Source organism: Streptomyces bottropensis ATCC 25435 (assembly GCF_000383595.1).
In the GTDB taxonomy this organism is placed as follows: Bacteria; Actinomycetota; Actinomycetes; order Streptomycetales; family Streptomycetaceae; genus Streptomyces; species Streptomyces bottropensis.
In genome coordinates, this window is the sequence record NZ_KB911581.1 from 1,450,606 (window position 1) to 1,476,064 (window position 25,459).

Genomic DNA, 25,459 nt, shown 5'->3' on the forward strand with positions numbered 1-25,459 from the left:
CCCCGGCCGATATTGGCCGGTAACGGATCACTCACGAGGAGGCACCCCATGCGCGGAGCCACGCACGCTCGATGGATCGCCGGCGCGGCGGCGGTGGCTCTCACCGCGACCGCGTGCGGGGGCGGTGACGACAGCAGCGGCGGCAGCAGCGGCAGCGGTGACACCGGCGCCGTGCTCAGCTCCTCGTGGGGCGACCCGCAGAACCCCCTGGAGCCGGCCAACACCAACGAGGTGCAGGGCGGCAAGGTGCTGGACATGATCTTCCGCGGGCTCAAGCGGTACGACGCCAAGACCGGCGAGGCGAAGGACATGCTCGCCGAGAAGATCGAGACGACCGACTCGCAGAACTTCACCATCACCGTCAAGGACGGCTGGACCTTCAGCAACGGCGAGAAGGTCACCGCCAAGTCCTTCGTGGACGCCTGGAACTACGGGGCGAGCCTGAAGAACAACCAGAAGAACGCGTACTTCTTCGAGTACATCCAGGGCTACGACAAGACGCACCCCGACGACGGCAGCAAGCAGACCGCCGACACCCTCTCCGGGCTGAAGGTCACCGACGAGAACACCTTCACCGTCAAGCTCACCCAGAAGTTCTCGACCTTCCCCGACACCCTCGGCTACAACGCCTACGCCCCGCTCCCGCAGTCGTTCTTCACCGACCACGACGCCTGGCTCGCCAAGCCCGTCGGCAACGGCCCGTACGCCGTCGACTCGTACACCAAGGGCTCCCAGCTGTCGGTCCGCAAGTGGGACGACTACCCCGGCGAGGACAAGGCCCAGAACGGCGGCGTGGACCTCAAGGTCTACACCGACAACAACACCGCCTACACCGACCTGCTGGCGGGCAACCTCGACCTCGTCGACGACGTCCCCGCCGCCCAGCTGAAGAACGTCAAGGCCGACCTCGGCGACCGGTACATCAACACCCCGGCCGGCATCATCCAGACCCTGTCCTTCCCGTTCTACGACGCGGACTGGAACAAGGAGGGCTCGGAGAAGGTCCGCCAGGGGCTGTCCCGGGCCATCGACCGCGACCAGATCACCGACACCATCTTCCAGAAGACCCGCACCCCCGCCACCGACTGGACCTCCCCGGTCCTCGGCGAGGACGGCGGCTACAAGAAGGGGCTGTGCGGGGACGCCTGCGAGTACGACGCGGACGCGGCCAAGAAGCTGATCAAGGAGGGCGGCGGCCTCCCCGGCGGCCAGGTCAAGATCACGTACAACGCGGACACCGGCTCCCACAAGCAGTGGGTCGACGCCGTCTGCAACTCCATCAACAACGCCCTCGACAACGACAAGGCGTGCGTCGGCAACCCGGTCGGCACCTTCGCCGACTACCGCAACCAGATCACCCAGCGGAAGATGAGCGGCCCGTTCCGGGCCGGCTGGCAGATGGACTACCCGCTCATCCAGAACTTCCTGCAGCCGCTCTACTACACCAACGCCTCCTCCAACGACGGCAAGTGGTCCAACGCCGACTTCGACAAGCTCGTCGACGAGGCCAACGCGGAGTCGGACACGGCGAAGGCCGTGCAGACGTTCCAGAAGGCCGAGGAGGTCGTCCGGGACAACATGGCCGCCATCCCGCTCTGGTACCAGAACGGCAGCGCGGGCTACTCGGCGCGGCTGTCCGACGTCTCCCTGAACCCGTTCAGCGTGCCGGTGTACGACCAGATCAAGGTCGGCTGATCCTCCGTGGGACGGTACGTCGTCCGGCGCCTGCTCCAGATGATCCCGGTCTTCGTGGGCGCCACCCTCCTGATCTTCCTGATGGTGAACGTGATGGGCGACCCCATCGCGGGCCTCTGCGGCGACCGGGAGTGCGATCCGGCGACGGCCGCCCAGCTGCGTCACGAGTTCGGCCTCGACCAGCCCGTCTGGCAGCAGTACCTGACCTACATGGGGAACGTCTTCACCGGCGACTTCGGCACCGCGTTCAACGGGCAGGAGGTCACCGAGCTGATGGCCGCCGCCTTCCCGGTCACCATCCGGCTGACGATCGTCGCGATCCTCTTCGAGATCGTCATCGGCGTCACCCTCGGTGTCGTCACCGGCCTGCGGCGCGGGCGGCCCGTCGACACCGGGGCGCTGGTGGTCACCCTCGTCGTCATCTCCGTCCCCACCTTCGTCACCGGTCTGCTGCTGCAACTGCTGCTCGGTGTGGAGTGGGGCTGGATCAGTCCCTCGGTCTCCTCGAACGCGCCCTTCGGCGAACTGATCGTCCCCGGGCTCGTCCTCGCCTCCGTCTCCCTCGCCTACGTCACCCGCCTGACCCGGACGTCCATCGCGGAGAACGCCCGCGCCGACTACGTCCGCACCGCCGTCGCCAAGGGACTGCCCCGGCACCGGGTGATCCGCAAACACCTGCTGCGGAACTCCCTGATCCCCGTGGTCACCTTCATCGGCACCGACATCGGTGCCCTCATGGGCGGCGCGATCGTCACCGAGCGGATCTTCAACATCCACGGCGTCGGCTACCAGCTCTACCAGGGCATCCTCCGCCAGAACACCCAGACCGTCGTCGGCTTCGTGACCGTCCTCGTCCTGGTGTTCCTGCTCGCCAACCTGCTCGTCGACCTCCTCTACGCCGTACTCGACCCGAGGATCCGCTATGCCTGAGCCGCAGTCCGAGGGGCCGCACGTGTCGGGCGGCCAGCGCGCCGCCGAGAACGGGGCGATCGCCGCGACGGGACTGGACGGCACCATGGATCTGGCCACCACCGAGGGGGAGACCCTGGAGAAGCGCCTGGGTGACGACCCGACGGGCGGCGGCCCGGCCGACAAGGCCCGCAGCCTCTGGTCCGACGCCTGGCGCGACCTGCGCCGCAACCCCGTCTTCATCATCTCGGCGCTGGTGATCCTCTTCCTGGTCGTCATCTCCCTGTGGCCGTCGCTGATCGCCTCCGGCAACCCGCTCAAGTGCGACCTCTCCAAGGCCCAGGAGGGCGCGCAGCCCGGCCACCCCTTCGGCTACGACGGCCAGGGCTGTGACGTGTACACCCGTACCGTCTACGGGGCGCGGATCTCCATCTCCGTCGGCGTCTGCGCGACGCTCGGTGTCGCGCTGCTCGGGTCGGTGCTCGGCGGGCTCGCCGGGTTCTTCGGCGGCTACTCGGACTCGTTCCTGTCCCGGATCACCGATGTCTTCTTCGCGATCCCGGTGGTGCTCGGCGGCCTGGTGCTGCTGTCCGTGGTCACCAGCAACTCCGTCTGGCCGGTGATCGGCTTCATGGTGCTGCTGGGCTGGCCGCAGATCTCCCGCATCGCCCGCGGCTCGGTCATCACCGCCAAACAGAACGACTACGTCCAGGCCGCCCGCGCCCTCGGCGCCTCCAACTCCCGCATGCTGCTGCGGCACATCACCCCGAACGCCGTCGCCCCGGTCATCGTCGTGGCCACCATCGCGCTGGGCACCTACATCGCCCTGGAGGCGACCCTCTCCTACCTGGGCGTCGGCCTGAAGCCCCCGAGCGTCTCCTGGGGCATCGACATCTCCGCCGCCTCCCCGTACATCCGCAACGCCCCGCACGCCCTGCTGTGGCCCTCGGGCGCCCTGGCGATCACCGTCCTGGCGTTCATCATGCTCGGCGACGCGGTCCGCGACGCCCTCGACCCGAAGCTGAGGTGAACCGCCGTCATGCTGCTCGAAGTACGTGATCTGCACGTGGAGTTCCGGACGAGGGACGGGGTCGCCAAGGCGGTCAACGGGGTCGACTACGGGGTGGACGAGGGGCAGACGCTGGCCGTGCTCGGGGAGTCCGGCTCGGGCAAGTCGGTCACCGCGCAGGCGATCATGGGCATCCTCGACATGCCGCCGGGGAGGATCACCGGCGGCGAGATCCTCTTCAAGGGCCAGGACCTGCTGAAACTCAAGGAGGACGAGCGCCGGAAGATCCGGGGCGCCGGGATGGCGATGATCTTCCAGGACGCCCTGTCCTCCCTCAACCCCGTCCTGTCCGTCGGCGACCAGCTCGGCGAGATGTTCGTCGTCCACCGGGGCATGACGAAGAAGGACGCCCGCGCCAGAGCCGTCGAGCTGATGGACCGCGTCCGCATCCCGGCCGCGAGGGAACGCGTACGGGACTACCCGCACCAGTTCTCGGGCGGCATGCGCCAGCGCATCATGATCGCCATGGCGCTGGCCCTCGAACCCGCGCTGATCATCGCCGACGAGCCCACGACCGCGCTGGACGTCACCGTCCAGGCCCAGGTCATGGACCTCCTCGCCGAACTGCAGCGCGAACTCCGCATGGGCCTGGTCCTCATCACCCACGACCTCGGCGTCGTCGCCGACGTCGCCGACCGCATCGCCGTGATGTACGCGGGCCGCATCGTGGAGTCCGCCCCGGTCCACGACATCTACAAGGCCCCGGCCCACCCGTACACCCGGGGCCTGCTCGACTCCATCCCGCGCCTGGACCAGAAGGGCCAGGAGCTGTACGCGATCAAGGGCCTGCCGCCCAACCTGATGAACATCCCGCCCGGCTGCGCCTTCAACCCCCGCTGCCCGATGGCCCGCGACGTGTGCCGGACCGACGTACCCCCGCTGTACGACGTGGAGCCGGCGGACGGCATCCGGACGAGCGCCTGCCACTTCTGGAGGGAGTGCCTCGATGACCACCACCACGGCTGAGGCCGAGCCGATCCTGGAGGTCAGCGGCCTGGTCAAGCACTACCCGCTCACCGAGGGCATCCTCTTCAAGAAGCAGGTCGGCGCGGTGAAGGCCGTCGACGGCGTCGACTTCGCGCTGGGCGCGGGGGAGACCCTCGGCATCGTCGGCGAGTCCGGCTGCGGCAAGTCCACGGTCGCCAAGATGCTGGTCAACCTGGAACGCCCGACGGCAGGTTCGATCCGCTACAAGGGCGAGGACATCACCCGGCTGTCCGGCAAGTCCCTCAAGACCGTCCGCCGCAACATCCAGATGGTCTTCCAGGACCCGTACACCTCGCTCAACCCCCGCATGACCGTCGGCGACATCATCGGGGAGCCGTACGACATCCACCCCGAGGTCGCGCCGAAGGGCGACCGCCGGCGCCGGGTGCAGGAACTCCTCGACGTGGTCGGCCTCAACCCCGAGTACATCAACCGCTACCCGCACCAGTTCTCCGGCGGCCAGCGACAACGCATCGGGATCGCGCGCGGGTTGGCGCTCCGCCCCGAGATCATCGTCGCCGACGAACCCGTCTCCGCCCTCGACGTCTCCGTCCAGGCCCAGGTCATCAACCTGCTGGACCGGCTCCAGGGCGAATTCGGACTGTCGTACGTGTTCATCGCGCACGACCTGTCGATCGTGCGGCACATCTCCGACCGGGTCGGCGTGATGTACCTCGGACGGATCGTGGAGATCGGCCGCGACGCCGAGATCTACGACCACCCGACGCATCCCTACACCCAGGCGCTGCTGTCCGCCGTGCCCGTCCCCAACCCCGAGGCCCGCGAGCGCCGGGAGCGGATCATCCTGTTCGGGGACGTGCCCTCCCCGACGAACATCCCCTCGGGCTGCCGCTTTCGCACCCGTTGCTGGAAAGCCCGGGAGCGGTGCGCGCTGGAGGTGCCGCTGCTCGCGGTCCCGGCCGAGTTCCGGCTCACCAGCGGCCCGGCGGCCCATGACTCGGCCTGTCACTTCGCGGAGGAGAAGCAGGTGGTGCCGCCCGAGGAAGCGACGGACGATTCCACGGGGGAATCCGCGGGAGGATCCACGGGGGTATCGACGGATGATCATGCGAATGAGGCGGAATAAGCCCACAAATCAACACCAACCGCGTTAACACACAGGCAACTCGACCGACCCCGTTCCGATATACGGACGCGGGAATCTACTACGCGTACGGCCGTGCGGGTGCCGTAAACGGGCCGGGGCTCGCCATGTAGCCCCGGCCCGTTGCCGTGCCCGGCCGCCCTGTCGGGCCGCCGCGCCTACGCCGGTCCCAGTGAGCGCTTCAGGAAGTCCACCTGGAGCAGCAGCAGGTTCTCCGCGACCTGTTCCTGCGGGGTGATGTGGGTGACCCCGGAGAGCGGCAGGACCTCGTGGGGGCGGCCGGCGGCGAGGAGCGCGGAGGACAGACGCAGGGCGTGGGCGAAGACCACGTTGTCGTCGGCGGTGCCGTGCACGATCATCAGCGGGCGGTGCGGCTCGGCGGGCGCGGACAGCCCCTCGTCCGTGATCAGTGAACTCCTCGCGTACGCGGCGGCGTCCGCCGCCGGGTCGCCCAGGTACCGCTCGGTGTAGTGCGTGTCGTACAGCCGCCAGTCGGTGACCGGGGCGCCCGCGATCCCCGCGTGGAACACGTCCGGGCGGCGCAGCACCGCGAGGGCCGCCAGCCAGCCGCCGTACGACCAGCCGCGGATCGCCACCCGGGACAGGTCCAGCGGGTGCGAGGTCGCCAGGTCGTGCAACGCGTCCACCTGGTCGTCCAGGGAGAGCGTGAAGTCGCCGTCGATCTCCTTCTCCCAGGCGGGGGAGCGGCCGGGGGTGCCGCGTCCGTCGGCGACCACCACCGCGAAGCCCTGGTCGGCGAACCACTGTGAGGTGAGGTGCGCGTTGTGCGCGGCGAGCACCCGGGGGCCGTGCGGTCCGCCGTAGGGGTCCATGAGAACCGGCAGGGGGGTGACCCCGTCGTAGTCCCTCGGCATAAGCAGGGCGCACGGTACGCGGCGTGCGCCCCCCTGTGTGAACCGTACGCGCGGGGACATACCGGGGTCTTCCGCAGAGGACGCCACGGTCGCCACCCGCTTGCCGTCCCGCAGTACCTGCACGCGGGCGCCCGCCCGGTCCACAACGGCCGAGACCAGCACGGTGACGCCCCCGGCGCGCACCGCCGAGTGCACACCGGGCTCCTGCGAGACGCGCTCCATGCCCAGCTCGTTCACGCGGTAGACGTGGATCTCCCCGGTCTCCGGGTCGGCCGCCGACGCGCCGGCCGACGCGGAGACCAGCACGTCGGCGTCGGCCACGTCGAGCACCGCGCGGACGTGCAACTGCGGTCCCGTCAGCGGGCGTTCGCCGACCGCGAGCACCCGCGCGCCGCCCTCGTCCGCGACACGCACGAGCTGCCCCGACGGACTCCACGAGGGCACCCCGGGGAAAAGATCAAGCCAATGTGGATCTTCGTCGGCGTGCACCATCCGGGTCGCCCCCGTGTCCGGGTCGACGGCCAGGAACAGCTGGCTGCGCTGGTCCCGCGCCTGCACCAGGATCAGCGGGGCACCCGCCGCTGACCAGTGCACATGCGCCAGATACGGGTAGCGCACCAGGTCCCACACGACCTCCGTGCGGGTCCCCGAGAGGTCGATCACGAAGAGCCGGACGTCCGCGTTGGCGGTCCCGGCGGCCGGATACGCCACCCGCTGCGGGTCCCGTTCCGGCTGCGCGGGGTCCGAGATCCACCAGCGGCGCACCGGCGTGTCGTCCACGCGCGCCACCAGCAGGCGGTCCGACTCGGGCGCCCACCAGAAGCCGCGCGAACGGCCCATCTCCTCGGCCGCGATGAACTCCGCCAGACCGTGGGTGACGTTCTCCGACTCCTCCTCGGTGAGCGCCACGTCGTCGCCGCTCTCCGTCCCCACGACCCGCAGCGCGCCCCGGGCGACGTACGCCACGTACCGGCCGTCGGGGGAGGGGCGGGGGTCGATCACCGGGCCGGGAACGTCCAGTTCACGGGCTGTGCCGGCCCGCAGCTCGGCCACGAAAAGCCGCCCCGACAAGGCGAAGGAGGCCAACTCCACGGCCGCGTCGGTGGCGTGGCCGACGATCCCGGCGCCGCCCTCACGCAGCCGCTCGCGGCGGGCGCGCTCCTCGGCCGACAACTCCTCCAAGGAGCCGGCGAGCAGCGTGCCCGGGTCGGCCGCGACGCGCTCCTCGCCGTCCGCGAGGTCCAGAACCCACAGCTTCTGGGCCCGGTCGGTACCGGACGAGGACCGCAGGAACACGACACGGGAACCGTCCGGCGCGACGGAGAACGCCCGTGGCGCGCCGAGGGTGAAACGTTGTGTCCGGGCGTGTCGGCGGGGAAAGGACTCGGGCTGGGTCGTCATGCTCCGACCATATTGGCCATGCGCCCCCTTGTGCGGCCGTGCGCCGATCGATGCGCGCGTATGGATAGTTATGATCACTACCGCTGGGTGGGTATGAACCTGCTGGCCGCTGTACGGATTCACAACTGCGTCACCCACGTCACCGGTTGACGACGGCTCCGCCGTCAGCCCTCGACAACTGCTTCGCTCCCCAGGTCCCAGGGAACTATTGGAGGTGAGCCGCCGTGGCACTCTCGATTTCGGCGGTGGTGCTGCTGGCGATCATCGTCTTCATCCTGATCAAGAAGTCAGGGCTGAAGGCACCACACGCGATCATCTGCATCCTGCTCGGGTTCTACCTCGCCTCCTCGACCATCGCGCCGACGATCAGCGAGCTGACGACCAACATCGCGGGCATGATCGGCAGTATCAAGTTCTGACGCCTCCGGCCGCAGGGATGCGTCCGGGCCCGTCCCGCCGGGCCCCGGACCCTCGCGGCCGACCGTCCCTGTGAACGACCGCGCCCGGCACGGGCGCGGTCCGGGCGCCTCGTAGGGTGGGTCCATGACGGATCTGCCCTCCTCCGGCCCCCGGCCGGGGGGAACCCCCTCGTCGAGCGTCGCTCGCCGACTGCTCCTGGTGCACGCGCACCCGGACGACGAGTCGATCAACAACGGCGCGACCATGGCCAGGTACGCGGCCGAGGGGGCGCGGGTGACGCTGGTGACCTGCACCCTCGGCGAGGAGGGCGAGGTCATCCCGCCCGGTCTCGCTCACCTCGCGCCCGACCGTGACGACACGCTGGGCCCGTACCGGGTGGACGAACTGGCCGCGGCCATGAAGGAACTCGGCGTCACCGACCACCGCTTCCTCGGCGGCCCCGGCCGCTACCGCGACTCCGGGATGATGGGCGTCGAACAGAACGAGCGCCCCGGCGCCTTCTGGTCCGCCGACGTCGACGAGGCCGCCGCCCACCTGGTCCGGGTGATCCGCGAGGTCCGCCCCCAGGTCCTCGTCACCTACGACCCGGCCGGCGGATACGGCCACCCCGACCACATCCAGGCCCACCGCGTCGCGATGCGCGCCGCCGACCTGACCGCGGACCCGGACTACCGCCCCGACCTCGGCGAATCCTGGGAGATCGCCAAGGTCTACTGGAACCGGGTGCCGCGCGGGGTGCTCCTGGAGGGCTTCAGCCGGCTGCGCCGCGACCTCGCCGAGCCCGGACGGCTGCCGTTCCGGCAGGCCGCGAGCGTCACCGACGTGCCCGGAGTGGTGGACGACCACATCGTCACCACCGAGATCGACGGCACCCCCTTCGCGGCAGCGAAGGCCGCGGCGATGCGCGCCCACGCCACCCAGATCGAGGTCATCGAGCCCTATTTCGCCCTCTCCAACGCGCTGGCCCAGCCCTTCCTGAGCACCGAGTACTACGAGTTGGTGCGCGGCAGACGCGAAGGGGGGAGCCGGGAGAGCGACTTGTTCGAGGGGATTCCCGGTATTTCTTCCGAGGAACGGCAGACTTTCGGGGAACAGCAGAACGGAACGGCCCTGTGATGCGTACGCATGGGTATGACACACGAGTGCTGCGCGCGCACGCCCCCCGAGGGGTGGTCCGGCGATGAAGCGGACGGACCGGCCGACGGGCGGGCAAGGCGGCGCGCTCGCCCAGCCATTGACGTTTCCCGCGCCGGCGCGCGCCGCCGCCCACCTGGGACTCTTCGTGCTGGGAGCGGTGGTGGGGGCGGCCGGAGGGCTGCTCCAAGCTGCGTGGTTCCCCGGCGGATTGCTGCTCGCGCTGCTGGGTGCGGCCGGGCTCTTCCTGGGCGGGGCGCGGGCGACGGGGGGCCGGGCGGGGGCCGTTGCGCCGGCCGTCGGCTGGATGATCTCCGTCGTCCTGCTGACGTCCACGCGTCCGGAGGGAGACTTCCTGTTCGGCGTGGGAGTCGGCTCGTATCTCTTCCTGCTCGGTGGCATGGCTGTGGCTGTGATGTGCGCCACCCTTGGAGGGGGGCGGCAACCGACCGGGCCCGACGCCCGACTTGGGAAGTGACCACCGCTTCGCCGCGGTATGCGGGTGCGGGTCCGGTGTGGGTTTCCCACGCGGTCGTGGGATACGCGCCGGAAGTGGCCAGTATGGTGGTGCGCGCCGCCGAGCTGCCCGCTGAGTTGAGGTCGTGACGGGCGGCGGAGCAAACCGGGAGAACCTGCCTTGAGTCGTGAAACTGACACTTCGTCCTCCGGGGCCAATGGGCGCGGCAGCACCGCGTACCCGTCGGGGACACCGCCGTACGGCACGCCCATGGCCACCGAGGCCGGTGCCGAGGCGGCCCGGTCGGCCGCCGCCGAGCGCCCGGACGGACCCAGGACCGAGACCACGCTGACCACACGGGTCCGGATCAACATCCCCGGCTCGCGCCCGATCCCGCCGGTCGTCGTCCGCAAGCCGGTCGGCGACGGCGAGGGCGCCCCGGACGACACCGGGTCCGAGTCGGAGACCACCGGCACCACCGCCATGCCCGTGTTCACGGACACCCCGGCCCCCGCGCCGGAACCGGCCGCGCCGGGCGACGACAAGCCCACCAGCGACTGGTTCGCGCCGCGCAAGGGCGCCACCCCGGCCAGGGGCACGAGCACCGGCGGCACCAACGGCGCCGGGTTCTCCGTCGGAACGCTCAGCGGCCAGAGCGCCGCCGCGCCGGGCGTCCCCGCCACGGGCCCCCGCCCCGGCGGCACGATCCCGCCGGCCGGCAACCCCGGTGGCCCGCAGCCCGGTGGTCCGCGCCCCGGCGCGAGCCCGGGCCCCAGGCCCGGCGGGACGAACGGCGCCGGCCTCCCCGGTGCCACCGGCGGCCAGCCCGTCGCTCCCGGCCACGGCGGCGGCACCGGCTCCTTCGACGTCTCGGCCGCGCTGGCCGGCACCAAGCCGGAGCGCGACGACCTGCCGTACTTCTCCGACAACGGCGGCCGTCCCGACAGCCGCCCCGGTCCGGCGGGCCCCACCGGCGGCCCCGTCACCGGCGACAGCCCGCTCGGCCCGCCGCCCGTCCAGGGCGGTCCCGGTGGCCCCGGCTACCAGGGCAACCCCTTCGGCGGCCCCGAGGCCGACTTCTCGGCGCCCGGCGCCTCCAGCCCCTACGCCCGCCCCGGTGGCGGCATCAGCGACGACACCGCCGTCCTCACCCCGCAGCGCCAGGCCCCCGAGCCGGGCTACGGCGGCTCCGGCCCCGTCGTCGACAACCCCTCCGGGCACACCCTGACCAGCGGTATCCCGGTCGCGCCCCCCGGCACCCAGGGCGCGCCGTTCGGCAACGGAGACACCGACGCAGCGGTGCGGCACACCCCGCCGAAGCTGCCCGACCCCGCTCCGCAAGCGAAGACCGCCCCGGCGAAGAACGCGAAGAACACCAAGTCCGCCAAGCCGGCCAAGAAGAAGGGCCGCGGCAAGCTCGGGCTGCTCATCGGCGGTGTGGTCGTCCTCGGCGGCGGCGTTTACGGCGCCGGTCTGCTGATGAACCACTCCGACGTCCCCAAGGGCACCACCGTCCTCGGCGTCGACATCGGCGGCGGCACCCGTGACGAGGCCGTCAACAAGCTCGACGCGGCCTTCGGCAAGCGCACCGTCCAGGCTCTGAAGCTCTCGGTCGACGGCGAGACCGTTTCCCTCACCCCCGACCAGGCCGGACTCCAGTTCGACAAGCAGGCCACGGTCAGCGCCGCCGCCGTGAGCGACTACAACCCCGTCTCGGTGATCGGCTCGCTCTTCGGTCAGCAGCGGGTCGTCTCGCCGGTCATGCCGGTCGACGAGGAGAAGCTGCGGGCCGCGCTGGCGCGCGCGGCCGGGGGCGCCGGCTCGGCGAGCGACGGCACGGTCAAGTACCAGGCCGGCAAGGCCGTCGCCGTCTACGGCAAGGCGGGCAAGGGCATCGCCGTCGGCGAGTCCACCGCCGCCGTCGAGGAGGCCTACCGCACCCAGGTCGAGACCGGCAGCACCACGCCGGTACGGCTCCCGACCACGGCGAAGGAGCCGTCCGTCGGCAAGGCCGAGGTCGACCGGTTCATGAAGGAGTTCGCACAGCCGGCCATGTCGGGCCTCGTGACGGTGCGCACCGACGCCACGCACACGGTGTCCTTCAGTCCCGAGCGCTCGATCTACAAGTTTCTGAGTACGCGTGCTGTGGGCGGCAAGTTGGTTGAGCACTACGATCTCGCCGTCCTTGAGGATCTGTTCGGAGGTGCCTTCGACGGAGTTGCGATCACTAAGGGTGACGGCAGTAAGAAGCCAGTCAGTGCTCAGGACGTGGCATCGGCTCTTGGGAAGGCGTTGCGTGGCCAAAACCCCGCTGATCGGATCGTGACGATCCCTCTTAACCCTCAGTGAGCGTCATGCTGTTGATCGCCGCAGATTGTTCGAGATTCTTTGCCTCGAGGTAAAAGGTAAGATCATACGAGTTCGGGCTGACCAACGAACTCTCAGGAGGGGAAATATGGGGCGTATGTCGTCTAGCTGGCTGAAGGTCACCTTCTCAGGTGCTGCCGCCATCGCGATGGTGGCACTGGCTGCAGCGCCGGCGAGTGCCGCACTGGAAGTCAATACAGGAACACGGATTGCTGACGGTGTGATCACTTCCAGGGACTTCGATGACCCCGAAGATAGGTGTGTGGATAGTCCCGTCGCGCGGGTCTGCTACAAGGCAGTTGAGGATGGCATCTATGTGCTGGATGCCAAGAGGGATGACAACGCCGCCGTGGGATGGTGGGTGACTGGGGACAGAGAGGGCCAGTGCATCAACAATGCTGGCTATGGCCACTGGGTCTGGTGTGACAAGAATTTCACGGAGGACAGGCCTATCGATATCTGGACTCCTTACGATGGCCGCAAATACCGTGTGACCACGCGTGCATAGGCGCGCGTAACGCTGGACCAGGAGGGCACCCTTGGATGAGGGTGCCCTTTCATCGTTTGACAGGCGATCGATAGAATGAGGTGCACAACATTCGTCATTTGGCGCTCAGTGCGCTGCCTTGCCCCCGGTAGAGCCGTAGCATGCTGGGCCCGAACGGCGCAAGGCAAGTCCACCACCCTTCATGAAGCTCCGCTGAAGGAGGCCAGCAGTGGCAAGCGTGTCTTCGACCTCTCTGCTACCGGCTTTCTCTACGAGACTGACGCCATCGACGACCGCGTGCTCGTCTACCAAGGCCGCCTGTTGGTCCAGCGGCACGGCGGCCAAGATCAAGGACAAGGTCGCCCACAGGATCTCTCTTCGGCCTACTCGGCGGGTCGTAACTGCGCAGCCCTCTTTTCCCCCGGAGCCTCCTTCCCATGGCCACGGTCGACGTATTCCTCCGCGCAGTGCGCATTTATTCCACCGGCGCTGACGCGACCGTCCACAATTACTACGACCTTGGCGTCTACGCCCATAACCTCGCGACATCGGCCTTGCCCTGAAGCGGGCCTTCGTTGCGATCACGGTTCGAGGAGGCGAGACCAAGCGTTGAACACTTGTTTCGAGAGACCTGATCAAGCTATAACTCGCCTGCGGCCCTGCACAGTTCTTCTCGGTGTTCTACCGTTCCTTGGGACTGAGCGGGAGTGAGTCCTGTTACCAGGTCTCGTGCTCGGCCGAACGCCCCGGACGGTGTTGGGCGTTCTGGTTGCCTGCGTTCGCTCCGCGTCCGGGCGGCACTGATCGTGTCCGTGGTCCGGGGACGCGGGGGCGGGTTCCCTCACCCCCAGGAACACCTGGTCCCGCCTGGACGGTCCGATGCCCCGCACGATCACTCCGGTCGTGTGGGGGCGGTGCCGTCCGTCGCCGGATCGGGTATGCCTGGGCGCGCCTTCCGATCGCCACAGCAGCAGCGTCGTGGCGAGTGGTTGTACGGGTTGGGGTGGTGAGGGGTTTCTGCCAGTGCTGGGCGCCCCGGCGGCTGGTGTAGGCCGGGTCGACGGCGATGACCGCGACACCCGTCTGACCGGCCATTGAGGACAGCCGGGCGCGGAGTTTTCCGGTGGGCGTGCCGGAGATCAATTGGCGGAAGCGTCCGTGGCGGCCGTGTTTCTCCCGGGTCTTCTCGGCCGAGAAGTCCAGGTCCTCCACCGCGATCGCCTTCACACCGCAGGTGCGGGCCCAGTGCAGAAGACGGGTCAGGGCGTGGCGGACCTGGGCGTCACGATGCTGGGCGGTACCGGTCAGGTCGTAGAAGAAGCGGCGCGGGTTGCCGGTCGGGTTGCCGTGGATGTCCAGGCGCCAGGCGCCAGGTGGTCGGCGTTCATGTCCACGCCGATCACGTCGTGGGCGAGCGCGGCTGCCTCCAACGCGATGACGGGTGGGCGGGATCTGCCAGGCGGCGGTGACATACCAGCGCTCCCGGCCAGTATCGAGGTGGATGCGGTAGGCGATCGCCCGGTTGGCCGCGACGCGGTCGGCCCGCTCCTCGCCCTGGTGCGCGAACGCCACCCGGCACGCGAGGACGTAGCGGCCGTGCGGGGCGTTCGCCAAATACCTCAGCGGTGCGGGGAGCTTGATGCTGACCTCGCCGTCCGGGCTGATGCGGATGGTCTCGTTGCCGTAACGCTTGCCGGACTCCCCGTCGGCCTGGCAAACCAGCGCTCCGCCTCCCAGCGTGCGCGCCATTCAGACTCGGTCAGCCCGGCCTCGTCCAGGTGGTGCCGGTTGCGGGGGCCAGGCGTCTGCCGCCCCGTAAGACGTGCACGAGTCCGGCCTCGCGGTCGGCACGCGCCGCAGTCAGCCGGTCCTGAAGCAGCCGCAGCCGCCGCGACTTCGCATCCCACTGCCTCCTGGACCGGCCACCGCCCGGGACGTGTTTGGTCCCCTTCTGCCCGATGGGCCGGGACAACCGCTGTGTGAGGGTGCGGACGTCGGCTTCCAGGTTCTGCAAATGCGCCGACTGACACTGCCGGGCTAGCGCCCACTGGTCATTCGTGGCTTTGGTGATACTGCCCGCCCACCGCGACGATGACAGTGGCGTCAGCTCCCGCTTACGCACCGCCCACGCTTGGCCGCCATGCTCCAGAGCGTCCCGGCAACGGGCTTTGAGGTCCCTCCAGGCCAGCGACCCCAGATGCGCTCCCACCAGACAGCACTACGACATCGCCGGGCGCCAGGTCCTTGAGGCGGGTCCGGACGGCCACACCGGACGGCCCGGACGCGACGAACGGCGCCGCGATGCTCCTCAGCCCGCGCACCCGTCACCCCCCACCCGCTCGACAATCCTGTCGTCATGGGAAACGAGCACCACCCGTGAAGGTCACGCATTCGATATTGGAACGTCAGTTCCCTGCTGAAACTGACACCGCGACCGGCCTGTGTGCCATAACACAGCCCACTCACTCCCACTCGGGCGACCGGGTCATCGACCCGACGCTCGCGGCAGCGGCCCTTGCCGGGGGACCGAACCCGGTGACGGACCGGGAATGCGAGGTACTGCGCGCGGTGGCCGACGGCCCCACGAACGCGGAACTCGCCAAGACCCTCCACCTTTCCGCGGGCGCAATCCGTAACTACTTGTCGACGGCGATCCAGAACTGGCGGTGCGCAACAGGACGGAGGCGGTCAGGACCGTGAGGGAGCAGGGTTGGCTGTAGCTGTAGCTGTAGCTGTAGCTGTAGCTGTAGCTGGGATGCGAGGAGCCAGGGGCGCGGGCCGGTGACGTGCCGGACAGCGTGCGGCGGACAGGCACCCCGCGGCACGCGCGCTCCGCGCAGCGAACAAGGCGCCCCACCCCGCCGCCCGCGCCTCAGTTGAGCAGCGCCCGAGCCGCTCCCGCCTGCCTGCGCACCTTCTCCGCGGCCCCCTCGTCCACCCCGCCCACCACCTCGGCGTACTCCTCCAGCGCGGCGGCGCCCCGCATGTACTCCCCCCGCTGCACGAGCAACCGCGCCCACTCGTACCGCAGCCGCGCCGGATGCGAGGGCATCGCCAGCGACAACTCCAGCGCCCACAACGCGACATCCGTCCGCTCGGGGCGGGCGGCGGCCCACGCCCGTACGTTGTTGAGGACCCGCACCACCACGTCCAGCGGATCGGCCGGCGTCAGCATCGTGGGATCCAACGGGGCACCGGTCGCCCCCGCGACCAGCAGCTCCGCATCGCTCCCGGTCAGCACGCGCCCCCCGTCGAACGGATCGGCGAGCACCTGCTCCTCGGGCGGCCCGAACCCCACCACGAAGTGCCCCGGCAGCGCGACCCCGTAGACGGGCGCGCCCGCCCGCCGGGCCACCTCCATCCACACCACCGACAGCAGGATCGGCAGCCCCCGCCGCCGTTCGAGCACCTGGTGGAGCAGCGACGACTCCAGCCGCTGGTAGTCGCCGGGCGAGCCCCGGAACCCGTGGCGCTCCCCGAGCAGTCCGGCCGTCGCGACCGCCCACGCGCGGGGTTCACCGGGCCGGTACGGCATCAGCCCCGCCAGCCGGTCGAGCTCGATCCCGGCGGCGTCGATCCCGGCCTCGTCGAGCGCCCCGTCACCCGCCGCGCCGACCAGCAGACACAGCAGGGCCAGGTCGGGCCGCTCGGCCCGTGCCTCCTCGGCGAACCGCCGCCGCACCTCGTCGGCCCGCTCCGGCTCCGGAGGACGCGGCCCCGGCACAGCCGGCTGATGCCCGCTCACGACGCCCCGTCCGGCTCGCAGCCGGAGCCGGAGCCGGAGCCGGAGCCGGAGCCCGTGCCGGTACGGGCACCCGAGGCATCACCGGGCCCGGCGTCCTCCGGCCCCGGCTCCCGGTAGTGGTGGTACGCGTGGTGCGCCGAGAACCCCATCCCCCCGTACAACGCCCGCGCCCCCGCGTTGTCCGTCTCCACCTGCAGCCAGCCCGCCGAGGCGCCCTCGTCCAGGGCCCGCTGCGCCAGCGCCGCCATCACGGTCGTCGCGAGCCCCCGCCGCCGCTGGGCGGGATCGACCTCGACGGCGGAGAACCCGGCCCACCGCCCGTCCACGACGCACCGCCCGATGGCCGCGGGCCCCGCGCCCTCCGCCCCGGGCACGGTCGCGAACCACACCGAGGGCCCGCTCCCGAGCACCTTCAGCGCGACCTCGCCGAGGCCCTTGCGCCGGTAGCGGCCGAGCCACGCCTCGTCCGCGCTCCGGGACAGCCCGACCCCGCCCGCCTCCCGGTCGGCGACCGGCGCGAGCGCCCCGATCCACACCTCGGCGGTGACGGCGCTGACCCAGCCGCGCTCCGCCACCTCGGCGCAGAGCATCTCGTGCGTGCCCTCGGCGCCCGTGGCCAGCTGGAGGAACGCGGGAAGCCCACGGGCGGCGTACCAGCGGCGTACGGCCGTCAGGGCCTCGTCCAGGGGCATTCCGGGGTCGCCGAGGGGCAGCACCGAGTTGGCGCGCCGGGTGAATCCGGCGGCGGCCCGCAGCTCCCACTCACCGAGCGACTCCCGCTCGACGGGCTGCCAGGAGCGCGCCGCGACCCGTGCCAGTTCCGCGAACGAGGCGGCGGGGCCGCGCCGGCGGGCGGGGGCGGCGGGAACCACCTTCCCGGCCACCAGCGACGACTCCTCGATCCGCACCCGCTCCCCGTCCCGCCGGGTGATCAGCAGCGCGCCCTCGTCCCATGATGTGAGAACACCGACCGTGTCGGTGAATTTCCCACCCCCGGCGGGATCGTCGTCGACGCGCCGCACGGACACGCGTTTGCCCACGTCAGCGGCGGAGACACGGATCGTGAGACGTCCACCGGCAGAGATTTCCACAGGTCTGTCCACCCCTCCTGTTCGGATCATGCCCAGGAACGGAGATACTAGGTGCGGGCATCGACGACGCCGCGCTCCCGCGCGCCAGGCGGCGGAGCCTGAGGAGGCCCGCCGGCGCCCTACCGAGGAGGAACGACAGCGTGACCTACGTCATCGCGCAGCCTTGTGTCGACGTGAAGGACAAGGCGTGCATCGAGGAGTGCCCGGTCGACTGCATCTACGAGGGCCAGCGGTCCCTCTACATCCACCCGGATGAATGCGTCGACTGCGGTGCCTGCGAGCCGGTGTGCCCGGTCGAGGCGATCTTCTACGAGGACGACACCCCGGAGGAGTGGAAGGACTACTACAAGGCGAACGTCGAGTTCTTCGACGAGCTCGGCTCGCCCGGTGGTGCCAGCAAGCTCGGCCTGATCGAGCGCGACCACCCCTTCGTCGCCGCACTCCCGCCGCAGGCCTGAGAGCGACGCCGCGGACCCCGGGGTGACGCCCCGGCGGCCCGCGTCCGCGCCGCCTCGGTCCCGTACGGCCCGGTCACCATGATCGCCGTACGGGACCGAGGCGTTCGCCGTACGGGCGGTACCTACGCGCCCTCCCACCGCCCGGGAACGCACGGACGAGACCGCACGAGAAAGCGAGCCAGATTTCGTGTCCGCAGTCAGCGACCGCCTCCCCACCTTTCCCTGGGACAAGCTGGAGCCGTACAAGGCGACGGCCGCCGCCCACCCCGGCGGCATCGTCGACCTGTCCGTCGGCACGCCGGTCGACCCGGTGCCCGAGCTGATCCAGAAGGCGCTGGTCGCGGCGGCGGACTCGCCGGGCTATCCGACGGTCTGGGGCACCGTCGAGCTGCGCGACGCGATCACGAACTGGCTGGAGCGCCGCCTCGGTGCCCGCGACGTCACCCACCACCACGTCCTGCCGATCGTGGGCTCCAAGGAGCTCGTCGCCTGGCTCCCCACCCAGCTGGGCCTCGGCCCCGGCGACCGGGTCGCGTACCCGCGTCTGGCCTACCCGACGTACGAGGTGGGCGCCCGCCTGGCCCGCGCCGAGCACGTGGCCTACGACGACCCGACGTCCCTGGACCCGGCCGGCCTGGGGCTCCTGTGGCTGAACTCGCCGTCCAACCCCACCGGCAGGGTCCTGTCGAAGGCCGAGCTGACCCGCACCGTCGCCTGGGCCCGCGAGCACGGCGTGCTGCTGTTCTCCGACGAGTGCTACCTGGAGCTGGGCTGGGACGCCGACCCGGTCTCGGTCCTCCACCCGGACGTCAACGGCGGCTCGTACGAGGGCATCGTCGCCGTCCACTCCCTCTCCAAGCGCTCCAACCTGGCGGGCTACCGCGCGGCCTTCCTCGCCGGCGACCCGGCCGTCCTCGGCCCGCTCCTGCAGATCCGCAAGCACGGCGGCATGATGACCTCGGCCCCGACCCAGGCCGCCGTCGTCGCCGCCCTCGGGGACGACGCCCACGTCCACGAACAGCGTGCCCGGTACGCCGCCCGCCGCGCGGCCCTCGGCGAGGCCCTGCGGGCGCACGGCTTCCGCATCGAGCACAGCGAGGCCAGCCTCTACCTCTGGGCCACCCGGGGCGAGTCCTGCTGGACCACCGTCGCCCACCTGGCCGACCTGGGCATCCTCGTGGCCCCCGGCGACTTCTACGGCCCGGCGGGCGACCACCACGTCCGCGTGGCCTTCACGGCGACGGACGAGCGGGTGGCGGCGGCCGTGGAGCGCCTGGCCCGGGCCTAGCGCCCGCACCCCGCACGGCCTCGGCCGTGATGACCTCACCGCGGCGGCGGACGGCCCGAAGGGGCCCGGGAAACCCCGGGCCCCTTCGGACGGTTCGGCCGGGCGTCAGCCGAGCGGGCTCTGGGCCGGCAGCTGTCCCGTGGGCAGCCCGCCCTTGGTCGCGGTCTTCGTCGTGTCACCCAGCACGGTCCCGGCGGATCCGGCGGTCTGCCCGGCCGCCTTCTGCGCGACGGGCGTCGTCGTCCTGACGGCCTTGCCGCCGGTCTTGCTCACGGTCGGCAGCGTCTGCTTGGCCGCCTTGGTGCCGGTGTCGCTCGCGACCCCGGTGACGTTCTGCGTCGCGCCGTCCACGGTGGAGCCGGCGTTGGCCCCGTCCACGGCGGACAGACCGCCGAGGTTCGGGGTGGCCGGGAGTTCGGGCGCCGCACTCGCGGAGCCGGCCGCACCGACCACGGAGGCCGCTCCCGCTGCGGTCAGCAGCGCGGCACGGGCGATCCGGCGGGTCAGGGGGAGGGACATGGTGCTCCTTTGACGGAAGAGAACGTTGAAGTGTCCGACCTCGCCCGGGAGTTGACCGTTCCGGGCTCGGACGCAGTGACTACCGCTCGAAGCCCCTGAAGGTTGCGGCGACCCGACGTAAAGAGTTTGCAATGCGTCGCATTATCAAATGCGGATTCAGTCGGACAAACGCCACCCGGTCCGACAGTCTGCCGAATCCTTACGGCCCTGTGGCCCCAACGCATCCCACGGCATGGGGGTGAGCAGCCGGCATTCCGCGCACCCCGTCCACTCCACGCGCCGCGCGTCCCCCGCACGGGTGAGGCTCGCGGCCTACTGTCCAGTGACGATTCGGACCTCGGCGGCGGAGCCCGCCGCCTCGCCGGCCGTGCCGCGGGCCTTGCGCCACGCACCGGCCCGGCCCTCGGCGACCCACTCCCGGCCCGCGAACGTGACGCGCTCGACGCCCAGCCGGGAGGAGTTGGCCACGGCCCAGTGCGCCAGCTCCCAGCCGCGCCGCCGGACCTGTCCGGCGTCACCGGCGTCGGTGAGGGGGATGGTGACCGTCCCGGAGCCGGGGGAGACGCTCGGACTCGGCGACGGGCTCGACTCGGCCGCGGCGCCGTCCTCGGAACTCACCACCGCCGCGGCCGACTCGAACGCGTCGTCCCCGAAGTCCCGCGCGAGCGCGCCGCGCACTGCCTTGGGGCCGCCCGCGTAGGCCGTGCCGGTGCCGGTCGTCTCCCGGCGCCCCTCGCAGGTCAGCGAGGCCGCCGACCGCCCGGTCAGCGCGGCGGCGAGCAGCGTGGCGTCGGGCTCGTGCTTGGCGTACGCCTCCGGGTAGCCGCTGCGCTGCACCTTCTGGGCGGCGACCGTCAGCGGCAGCCGCTCGTAGTCGGCGACCTTGACGAGGTGCTCGTAGAACTCGCCCGCCGCGTACACCGGGTCCTGGATCTGCTGCTCGGTGCCCCAGCCCTGGGAGGGCCGCTGCTGGAAGAGGCCGAGGGAGTCCCGGTCGCCGTGCGCGATGTTGCGCAGACCCGACTCCTGCAGCGCGGTCGCCAGCGCTATCGTCACGGCCCGCTCGGGCAGCTCCCGCGAGGTGCCGACCGCCGAGATCGTCGCGGCGTTCGCCGCCTGCTCGGGGGTGAACTCGTAACGCTGCCCGTCGTCCGTCCCGGACACGACCACGCACCGCGGGGTGCCGTTCCCCCCGGTCAGGTACTGCACGGTGAGATACGCCCCGATCGCGGCGAGCACGACGAGAGCCGCCATGAACTGCAGCACGCGACGGCCGCGACGGCGGGGACGGGGACCTGGGGGGAAGGGGTACGGCTCCGACACGCGGTCCAAGGTACTGGACGGTAACGGCCCTCGTGCAGGTCTTGTGAACAGTGATGTGAACAGCGGGACAGGAGTGACGGAATCCGCTCGCCGGGCGGCCCCGTCCCGGCGGCGCGTTAGGGTCGGGGGCATGGCCGAGACCCCCATTGACCTCACGCTGGACGCCGCGCGGCTCACCGCGTGGCTCGTCGACCTCCCCTCCGAGAGCGGCACCGAGAAGCCCCTCGCGGACGCGATCGAGACCGCCCTGCGTGCCCTGCCGCACCTCACGGTCGACCGGTACGGCAACAACGTCGTCGCCCGTACGAACCTGGGCCGGGCGGAGCGCGTGATCCTGGCCGGCCACATCGACACCGTCCCCATCGCGGACAACGTCCCCTCCCGCCTCGACGAGGACGGCGTCCTGTGGGGCTGCGGCACCTGCGACATGAAGTCCGGCGTCGCGGTCCAGCTGCGCATCGCGGCCACGGTCCCGGCCCCCAACCGCGACCTGACCTTCGTCTTCTACGACAACGAGGAGGTCGCCGCGGACCTGAACGGCCTGAAGCACGTCTCCGAGGCCCACCCGGAGTGGCTGGAGGGCGACTTCGCGGTCCTCCTGGAGCCCACGAACGGCGAGGTCGAGGGCGGCTGCCAGGGCACCCTGCGGGTCCTGCTGACGACCAGGGGCGAGCGTGCCCACTCCGCCCGCGGCTGGATGGGCTCCAACGCCATCCACGCGGCGGCCCCCATCCTGGCCAGGCTGGCGTCCTACGAGCCGCGGTACCCGGTCATCGACGGCCTGGAGTACCGCGAGGGCCTCAACGCGGTCGGCATCTCCGGCGGCGTCGCCGGCAACGTCATCCCCGACGCGTGCGTGGTGACGGTCAACTTCCGCTACGCGCCCGACCGCACCGAGGAGGAGGCCATCACCCACGTCCGTGAGGTCTTCGCCGACTGCGGGGTCGAGGAGTTCACCGTCGACGACCACAGCCCCGGCGCGCTGCCCGGCCTGTCCCACCCGGCGGCCGCGGCCTTCATCGAGGCGGTCGGCGGCACGGCCCAGCCCAAGTACGGCTGGACGGACGTCTCCCGCTTCAGCGCGCTCGGCGTCCCGGCCGTCAACTACGGCCCCGGCAACCCGCACTTGGCGCACCGCCGCGACGAACGCGTGGACCCGGCGCTGATCCTGGCGGGCGAGGAACGCCTGAGGTCCTGGCTGACGGCGTGAGGCGTCCCGGTTGACGGATCAAAGGGCGGACACGCTCACGTCCCCCGTCCGTAACCCGTATGGATCTACGCTGAGGTGAACCACCAGCACGGCGGAGGGAGCGGACATGGCGACCGGCAACCCCGAGGGCAAGAAGCAGCCACCGGACGAGCAGCGGCTGGGGCCGGTGCTGCGCAGACGAGGTCAGATCCAGGCGGGCACCACGGACCAGCGGCTGCTGGACGCGGGCGGCCCCTCGGACTGGGTCCACACGGATCCGTGGCGCGTCCTGCGCATCCAGTCCGAGTTCATCGAGGGCTTCGGCACGCTCGCCGAACTCCCGCCCGCGATCAGCGTCTTCGGCTCCGCCCGCACCCCGGCCGACTCACCGGAGTACGAGGCGGGCGTCCGGCTCGGCCGCGGCCTGGTGGAGGCCGGCTTCGCCGTCATCACCGGCGGCGGACCGGGCGCGATGGAGGCGGCCAACAAGGGCGCCCTCGAAGCGGGCGGCACCTCCGTCGGCCTCGGCATCGAGCTGCCCTTCGAACAGGGCCTCAACCCCTACGTCGACATCGGCCTGAACTTCCGCTACTTCTTCGTCCGGAAGATGATGTTCGTCAAGTACGCCCAGGGCTTCGTGGTCCTCCCCGGCGGCCTCGGCACCCTCGACGAACTCTTCGAGGCCCTCACCCTCGTCCAGACCCAGAAGGTCACCCGCTTCCCCATCGTCCTGTTCGGCGAGTCCTACTGGGGCGGCCTCATCGACTGGCTCAGGAACACCCTGATCGCCGAGGGCAAGGCGGCGGAGAAGGACCTGACCCTCTTCCACGTCACGGACGACGTGGACGAGGCGGTGGCGTTGGTGTCGAAGGAGGCGGGCAGGTAGCGCGCGGGGCCTCCGCGCCCCTTCTCGGGGGCGCGGGGAACCGCGCGAACGGGGTTCGGGGCGGAGCCGCGAGTCCTGAGGTCAGGCAAGCCCCCGCCGGGCAACGGCCGGCACCCGGCTCCCCGCGATGGAAGCCACCATGTCCAGCACCTGCCGGGTCTCCGCCACCTCGTGCACCCGGTACACCTGAGCCCCCAGCCAGGCCGAGACCGCCGTGGTCGCGAGCGTCCCCACCACCCGCTCCTTCACCGGCCTGTCCAACGTCTCGCCCACGAAGTCCTTGTTGGACAGCGACACCAGCACCGGCCACCCCGTGGCGACCATCTCCCCGAGCCGCCTGGTCGCCTCCAGACTGTGCCGCGTGTTCTTCCCGAAGTCGTGCCCCGGATCGATCATCACGGACTCCCGGGGCACCCCCAGCGACACCGCCCGCTCCGCCAGCCCCACGGTGACCCCGAGAATGTCGGCCATCACGTCGTCGTACTCGACCCGATGCGGCCGCGTACGAGGCTCGGCCCCACCCGCGTGCGTACACACCAGCCCCACCCGATACCGCCCCGCGACCTCCGCGAGCCGGGGATCGACCCCGCCCCACGCGTCGTTGAGGACATCCGCCCCGGCCTCGCACACGGCCTCGCCGACGTCGTGCCGCCAGGTGTCGACGCTGATGACGACCTCGGGGAACCGCCGCCGCACCTCCGCGACGAACCCCACGGTCCGCCGCGCCTCCTCCGCGGCGCTGACGTCCTCCCCGGGCCCCGCCTTCACCCCGCCGATGTCGATGATGGCCGCGCCCTCGGCGACCGCCTGCTCCACGCGCGCGAGCGCCGGCTCGTCCTGGAAGGTGGCCCCCTGGTCGTAGAACGAGTCGGGGGTCCGGTTCACGATCGCCATGATCACCGGCTCGTGCGGGCCGAATTCCCGCTTGCCCAGCCTGAGCATCCGCTGTGCCCTCTCCCCGTACGTCCCGCCGATCGGCGGCCTTGCCCGAACGCCTGCGACCTTAACTGTCAGACTCGCATGGCACGATCGGAGCCGAACACATTCGAGGGGACCCAGCGATGTTCATGTTCTTGTTCCTGGTCGTCGCGCTCGCCGTCGTGGTCGCCGCGGTGACGCTCGCCGTCGTGGGCGGCGGCGACAACGCGGTGCTGCCGGAGGCAGAGGGCGAGCGGCTCCAGGACCCGCTTCCGGCGGACCGCCCGGTCAACCGCGCGGACGTCGAGGCGCTCCGCTTCCCGGTCGCCGTGCGCGGCTACCGCATGGCGGACGTGGACGACGCCCTCGGCCGGCTCAGCGCCGAGATCGCCGAGCGGGACGCCCGGATCGCCGACCTGGAGTCCGCCCTCGCGGGCGCCCACGCGTCGTCCGTGACCTCGCTGCACAAGCCGGAGGAGGGTGAGCACCGGTGACCGACGGCACCGCCCTGGCCGGCCCCGACGGCGCACCGCGCTGCCCCTGGGCCCTGTCCACCGAGGACTACGTCGCGTACCACGACGAGGAGTGGGGCCGCCCGGTCCACGGCGACGACGCGCTGTACGAGCGGCTCTGCCTGGAGGCGTTCCAGTCCGGTCTCTCCTGGATCACCATCCTGCGCCGCCGCGAGGGCTTCCGCTCCGCCTTCGCCGACTTCAAGATCGCCTCGGTCGCCGCGTTCACGGAGGCCGACCAGGAGCGACTCCTCGGCGACCCCGGCATCATCCGCAACCGCGCCAAGATCGAGGCCACGATCGCCAACGCGCGCGAGCTGTCCGGCTGGGCCCCGGGCGAGCTGGACGAGCTGATCTGGTCGCACGCCCCGGACCCCGCGACCCGCCCGGTCCCGAGGACCCTCGCGGACGTCCCGGCGGTCACCCCCGAGTCCACCGCCCTGTCGAAGTCCCTCAAGAAGCGCGGCATCCGCTTCGTCGGCCCGACGACCGCGTACGCGCTGATGCAGGCCTGCGGCCTGGTCGACGACCACCTGGAGACCTGCGTCGCCAGAAGTGCCCCCTGAGAGGCCCGGGGAACCGCGCGACCTACCGCTCGGACCGCGGTTTCCCCCGCTCGCCGGA

Annotated in this window: 23 protein-coding genes and 2 pseudogenes; 18 read left to right on the plus strand and 7 right to left on the minus strand. The window is 71.1% G+C overall.

Features of this window, described 5'->3' with window-relative positions; translation table 11 throughout:
* Positions 1 to 48 precede the first annotated feature (48 nt).
* Genes STRBO_RS0106545 through STRBO_RS0106565 form a run of 5 tightly spaced genes read left to right on the plus strand, consistent with a single transcriptional unit; the run spans position 49 to position 5,747 of the window.
* A complete protein-coding gene (locus STRBO_RS0106545; RefSeq protein WP_020113954.1) occupies positions 49 to 1,695 on the plus strand; it encodes a peptide ABC transporter substrate-binding protein in 1,647 nt (548 codons plus the stop codon).
* 6 nt (positions 1,696 to 1,701) lie between these two features.
* The gene (locus STRBO_RS0106550; protein WP_005480634.1) at positions 1,702 to 2,625 is read left to right on the plus strand and encodes an ABC transporter permease; all 924 of its coding nucleotides are present in this window, start codon (positions 1,702 to 1,704) and stop codon (positions 2,623 to 2,625) included.
* On the plus strand, positions 2,618 to 3,634 hold the full coding sequence (locus STRBO_RS0106555) for an ABC transporter permease (protein ID WP_020113955.1): 1,017 nt from the start codon (positions 2,618 to 2,620) through the stop codon (positions 3,632 to 3,634). Before STRBO_RS0106550 ends, STRBO_RS0106555 begins: the two co-directional genes overlap by 8 nt.
* Positions 3,635 to 3,643: 9 nt before the next feature.
* The gene (locus tag STRBO_RS0106560) at positions 3,644 to 4,639 is read left to right on the plus strand and encodes an ABC transporter ATP-binding protein (protein WP_005480631.1); all 996 of its coding nucleotides are present in this window, start codon (positions 3,644 to 3,646) and stop codon (positions 4,637 to 4,639) included.
* Entirely contained in the window at positions 4,620 to 5,747 is a 1,128-nt protein-coding gene (locus tag STRBO_RS0106565) for an ABC transporter ATP-binding protein (RefSeq protein ID WP_005480629.1), read from the plus strand. The genes STRBO_RS0106560 and STRBO_RS0106565 overlap by 20 nt, the downstream gene beginning before the upstream one ends.
* 176 nt (positions 5,748 to 5,923) lie before the next feature.
* Here the strand turns inward: STRBO_RS0106565 and STRBO_RS0106570 are convergent, their stop codons facing one another.
* Positions 5,924 to 8,041: a prolyl oligopeptidase family serine peptidase gene (locus STRBO_RS0106570; protein WP_005480628.1), complete on the minus strand. Its 2,118-nt coding sequence runs from the start codon at positions 8,039 to 8,041 to the stop codon at positions 5,924 to 5,926.
* A gap of 224 nt (positions 8,042 to 8,265) precedes the next feature.
* Between STRBO_RS0106570 and STRBO_RS0106575 the strand changes: the two genes are divergently transcribed.
* The 6 genes from STRBO_RS0106575 to STRBO_RS45350 all read left to right on the plus strand — a co-directional run bounded on the left by STRBO_RS0106575 (position 8,266) and on the right by STRBO_RS45350 (position 13,469).
* Positions 8,266 to 8,460: a hypothetical protein gene (locus STRBO_RS0106575; protein WP_005480627.1), complete on the plus strand. Its 195-nt coding sequence runs from the start codon at positions 8,266 to 8,268 to the stop codon at positions 8,458 to 8,460.
* A gap of 124 nt (positions 8,461 to 8,584) precedes the next feature.
* Positions 8,585 to 9,577, plus strand: a complete 993-nt coding sequence (gene mshB / locus STRBO_RS0106580; protein ID WP_202499703.1) for an N-acetyl-1-D-myo-inositol-2-amino-2-deoxy-alpha-D-glucopyranoside deacetylase — start codon at positions 8,585 to 8,587, stop codon at positions 9,575 to 9,577.
* 64 nt (positions 9,578 to 9,641) lie between these two features.
* The gene (locus STRBO_RS0106585) at positions 9,642 to 10,073 is read left to right on the plus strand and encodes a DUF6113 family protein (RefSeq protein WP_020113956.1); all 432 of its coding nucleotides are present in this window, start codon (positions 9,642 to 9,644) and stop codon (positions 10,071 to 10,073) included.
* Positions 10,074 to 10,232: 159 nt separating this feature from the next.
* Positions 10,233 to 12,401 carry a hypothetical protein gene (locus tag STRBO_RS0106590; RefSeq protein WP_028796507.1) on the plus strand — a complete coding sequence of 723 codons (2,169 nt, stop codon included), beginning with the start codon at positions 10,233 to 10,235 and terminating at the stop codon, positions 12,399 to 12,401.
* 106 nt (positions 12,402 to 12,507) lie between these two features.
* Positions 12,508 to 12,927, plus strand: coding sequence for a hypothetical protein (locus tag STRBO_RS43410; RefSeq protein WP_158690967.1), 420 nt, complete (start codon positions 12,508 to 12,510; stop codon positions 12,925 to 12,927).
* Between the two features lie 416 nt (positions 12,928 to 13,343).
* A complete protein-coding gene (locus STRBO_RS45350) occupies positions 13,344 to 13,469 on the plus strand; it encodes a hypothetical protein (RefSeq protein ID WP_020113958.1) in 126 nt (41 codons plus the stop codon).
* 174 nt (positions 13,470 to 13,643) lie between these two features.
* Here the strand turns inward: STRBO_RS45350 and STRBO_RS39935 are convergent.
* Positions 13,644 to 15,227, minus strand: a pseudogene (locus STRBO_RS39935) (nuclease/transposase family protein); the annotation flags it as partial.
* A gap of 151 nt (positions 15,228 to 15,378) precedes the next feature.
* Between STRBO_RS39935 and STRBO_RS41405 the strand changes: the two are divergent.
* Positions 15,379 to 15,626: pseudogene (locus tag STRBO_RS41405) on the plus strand (response regulator transcription factor); the annotation flags it as partial.
* A 152-nt stretch (positions 15,627 to 15,778) separates the two neighbouring features.
* On the opposite strand, the gene STRBO_RS0106605 reads toward STRBO_RS41405, so the two are convergent.
* Both STRBO_RS0106605 and STRBO_RS0106610 read right to left on the minus strand, forming a co-directional pair.
* Positions 15,779 to 16,651, minus strand: a complete 873-nt coding sequence (locus tag STRBO_RS0106605; protein ID WP_028796508.1) for a transglutaminase-like and tetratricopeptide repeat-containing protein — start codon at positions 16,649 to 16,651, stop codon at positions 15,779 to 15,781.
* On the minus strand, positions 16,648 to 17,742 hold the full coding sequence (locus STRBO_RS0106610; protein WP_020113960.1) for a GNAT family N-acetyltransferase: 1,095 nt from the start codon (positions 17,740 to 17,742) through the stop codon (positions 16,648 to 16,650). Before STRBO_RS0106610 ends, STRBO_RS0106605 begins: the two co-directional genes overlap by 4 nt.
* A gap of 140 nt (positions 17,743 to 17,882) precedes the next feature.
* Between STRBO_RS0106610 and fdxA the strand changes: the two genes are divergently transcribed.
* Together fdxA and STRBO_RS0106620 are read left to right on the plus strand one after the other, a co-directional pair.
* Complete coding sequence (gene fdxA / locus STRBO_RS0106615) at positions 17,883 to 18,200, plus strand: ferredoxin (RefSeq protein ID WP_005480604.1); 318 nt, start codon at positions 17,883 to 17,885, stop codon at positions 18,198 to 18,200.
* Positions 18,201 to 18,387: 187 nt separating this feature from the next.
* Positions 18,388 to 19,488 (plus strand): bifunctional succinyldiaminopimelate transaminase/glutamate-prephenate aminotransferase, encoded by a 1,101-nt coding sequence (locus STRBO_RS0106620; protein ID WP_005480603.1) that lies wholly within the window; start codon positions 18,388 to 18,390, stop codon positions 19,486 to 19,488.
* A gap of 105 nt (positions 19,489 to 19,593) precedes the next feature.
* Here STRBO_RS0106620 and STRBO_RS0106625 read toward each other — a convergent pair whose 3' ends face one another.
* Complete coding sequence (locus STRBO_RS0106625; RefSeq protein WP_005480601.1) at positions 19,594 to 20,007, minus strand: hypothetical protein; 414 nt, start codon at positions 20,005 to 20,007, stop codon at positions 19,594 to 19,596.
* A 312-nt stretch (positions 20,008 to 20,319) separates the two neighbouring features.
* Complete coding sequence (locus STRBO_RS0106630) at positions 20,320 to 21,330, minus strand: heavy metal transporter (protein ID WP_417159331.1); 1,011 nt, start codon at positions 21,328 to 21,330, stop codon at positions 20,320 to 20,322.
* A 130-nt stretch (positions 21,331 to 21,460) separates the two neighbouring features.
* On the opposite strand from STRBO_RS0106630, the gene dapE reads away from it, so the two are divergent.
* Both dapE and STRBO_RS0106640 read left to right on the plus strand, forming a co-directional pair.
* On the plus strand, positions 21,461 to 22,540 hold the full coding sequence (dapE, locus tag STRBO_RS0106635; protein ID WP_005480597.1) for a succinyl-diaminopimelate desuccinylase: 1,080 nt from the start codon (positions 21,461 to 21,463) through the stop codon (positions 22,538 to 22,540).
* A gap of 106 nt (positions 22,541 to 22,646) precedes the next feature.
* Complete coding sequence (locus STRBO_RS0106640) at positions 22,647 to 23,405, plus strand: LOG family protein (RefSeq protein WP_005480595.1); 759 nt, start codon at positions 22,647 to 22,649, stop codon at positions 23,403 to 23,405.
* Positions 23,406 to 23,486: 81 nt separating this feature from the next.
* Here STRBO_RS0106640 and folP read toward each other — a convergent pair whose 3' ends face one another.
* Complete coding sequence (gene folP, locus STRBO_RS0106645; protein WP_005480593.1) at positions 23,487 to 24,347, minus strand: dihydropteroate synthase; 861 nt, start codon at positions 24,345 to 24,347, stop codon at positions 23,487 to 23,489.
* Positions 24,348 to 24,466: 119 nt separating this feature from the next.
* Here folP and STRBO_RS0106650 point away from each other — a divergent pair, with 119 nt between their 5' ends.
* Together STRBO_RS0106650 and STRBO_RS0106655 are read left to right on the plus strand one after the other, a co-directional pair.
* Positions 24,467 to 24,817 (plus strand): DivIVA domain-containing protein, encoded by a 351-nt coding sequence (locus STRBO_RS0106650; RefSeq protein WP_005480592.1) that lies wholly within the window; start codon positions 24,467 to 24,469, stop codon positions 24,815 to 24,817.
* Positions 24,814 to 25,401: a DNA-3-methyladenine glycosylase I gene (locus STRBO_RS0106655; protein WP_005480590.1), complete on the plus strand. Its 588-nt coding sequence runs from the start codon at positions 24,814 to 24,816 to the stop codon at positions 25,399 to 25,401. The genes STRBO_RS0106650 and STRBO_RS0106655 overlap by 4 nt, the downstream gene beginning before the upstream one ends.
* Positions 25,402 to 25,459 lie beyond the last annotated feature (58 nt).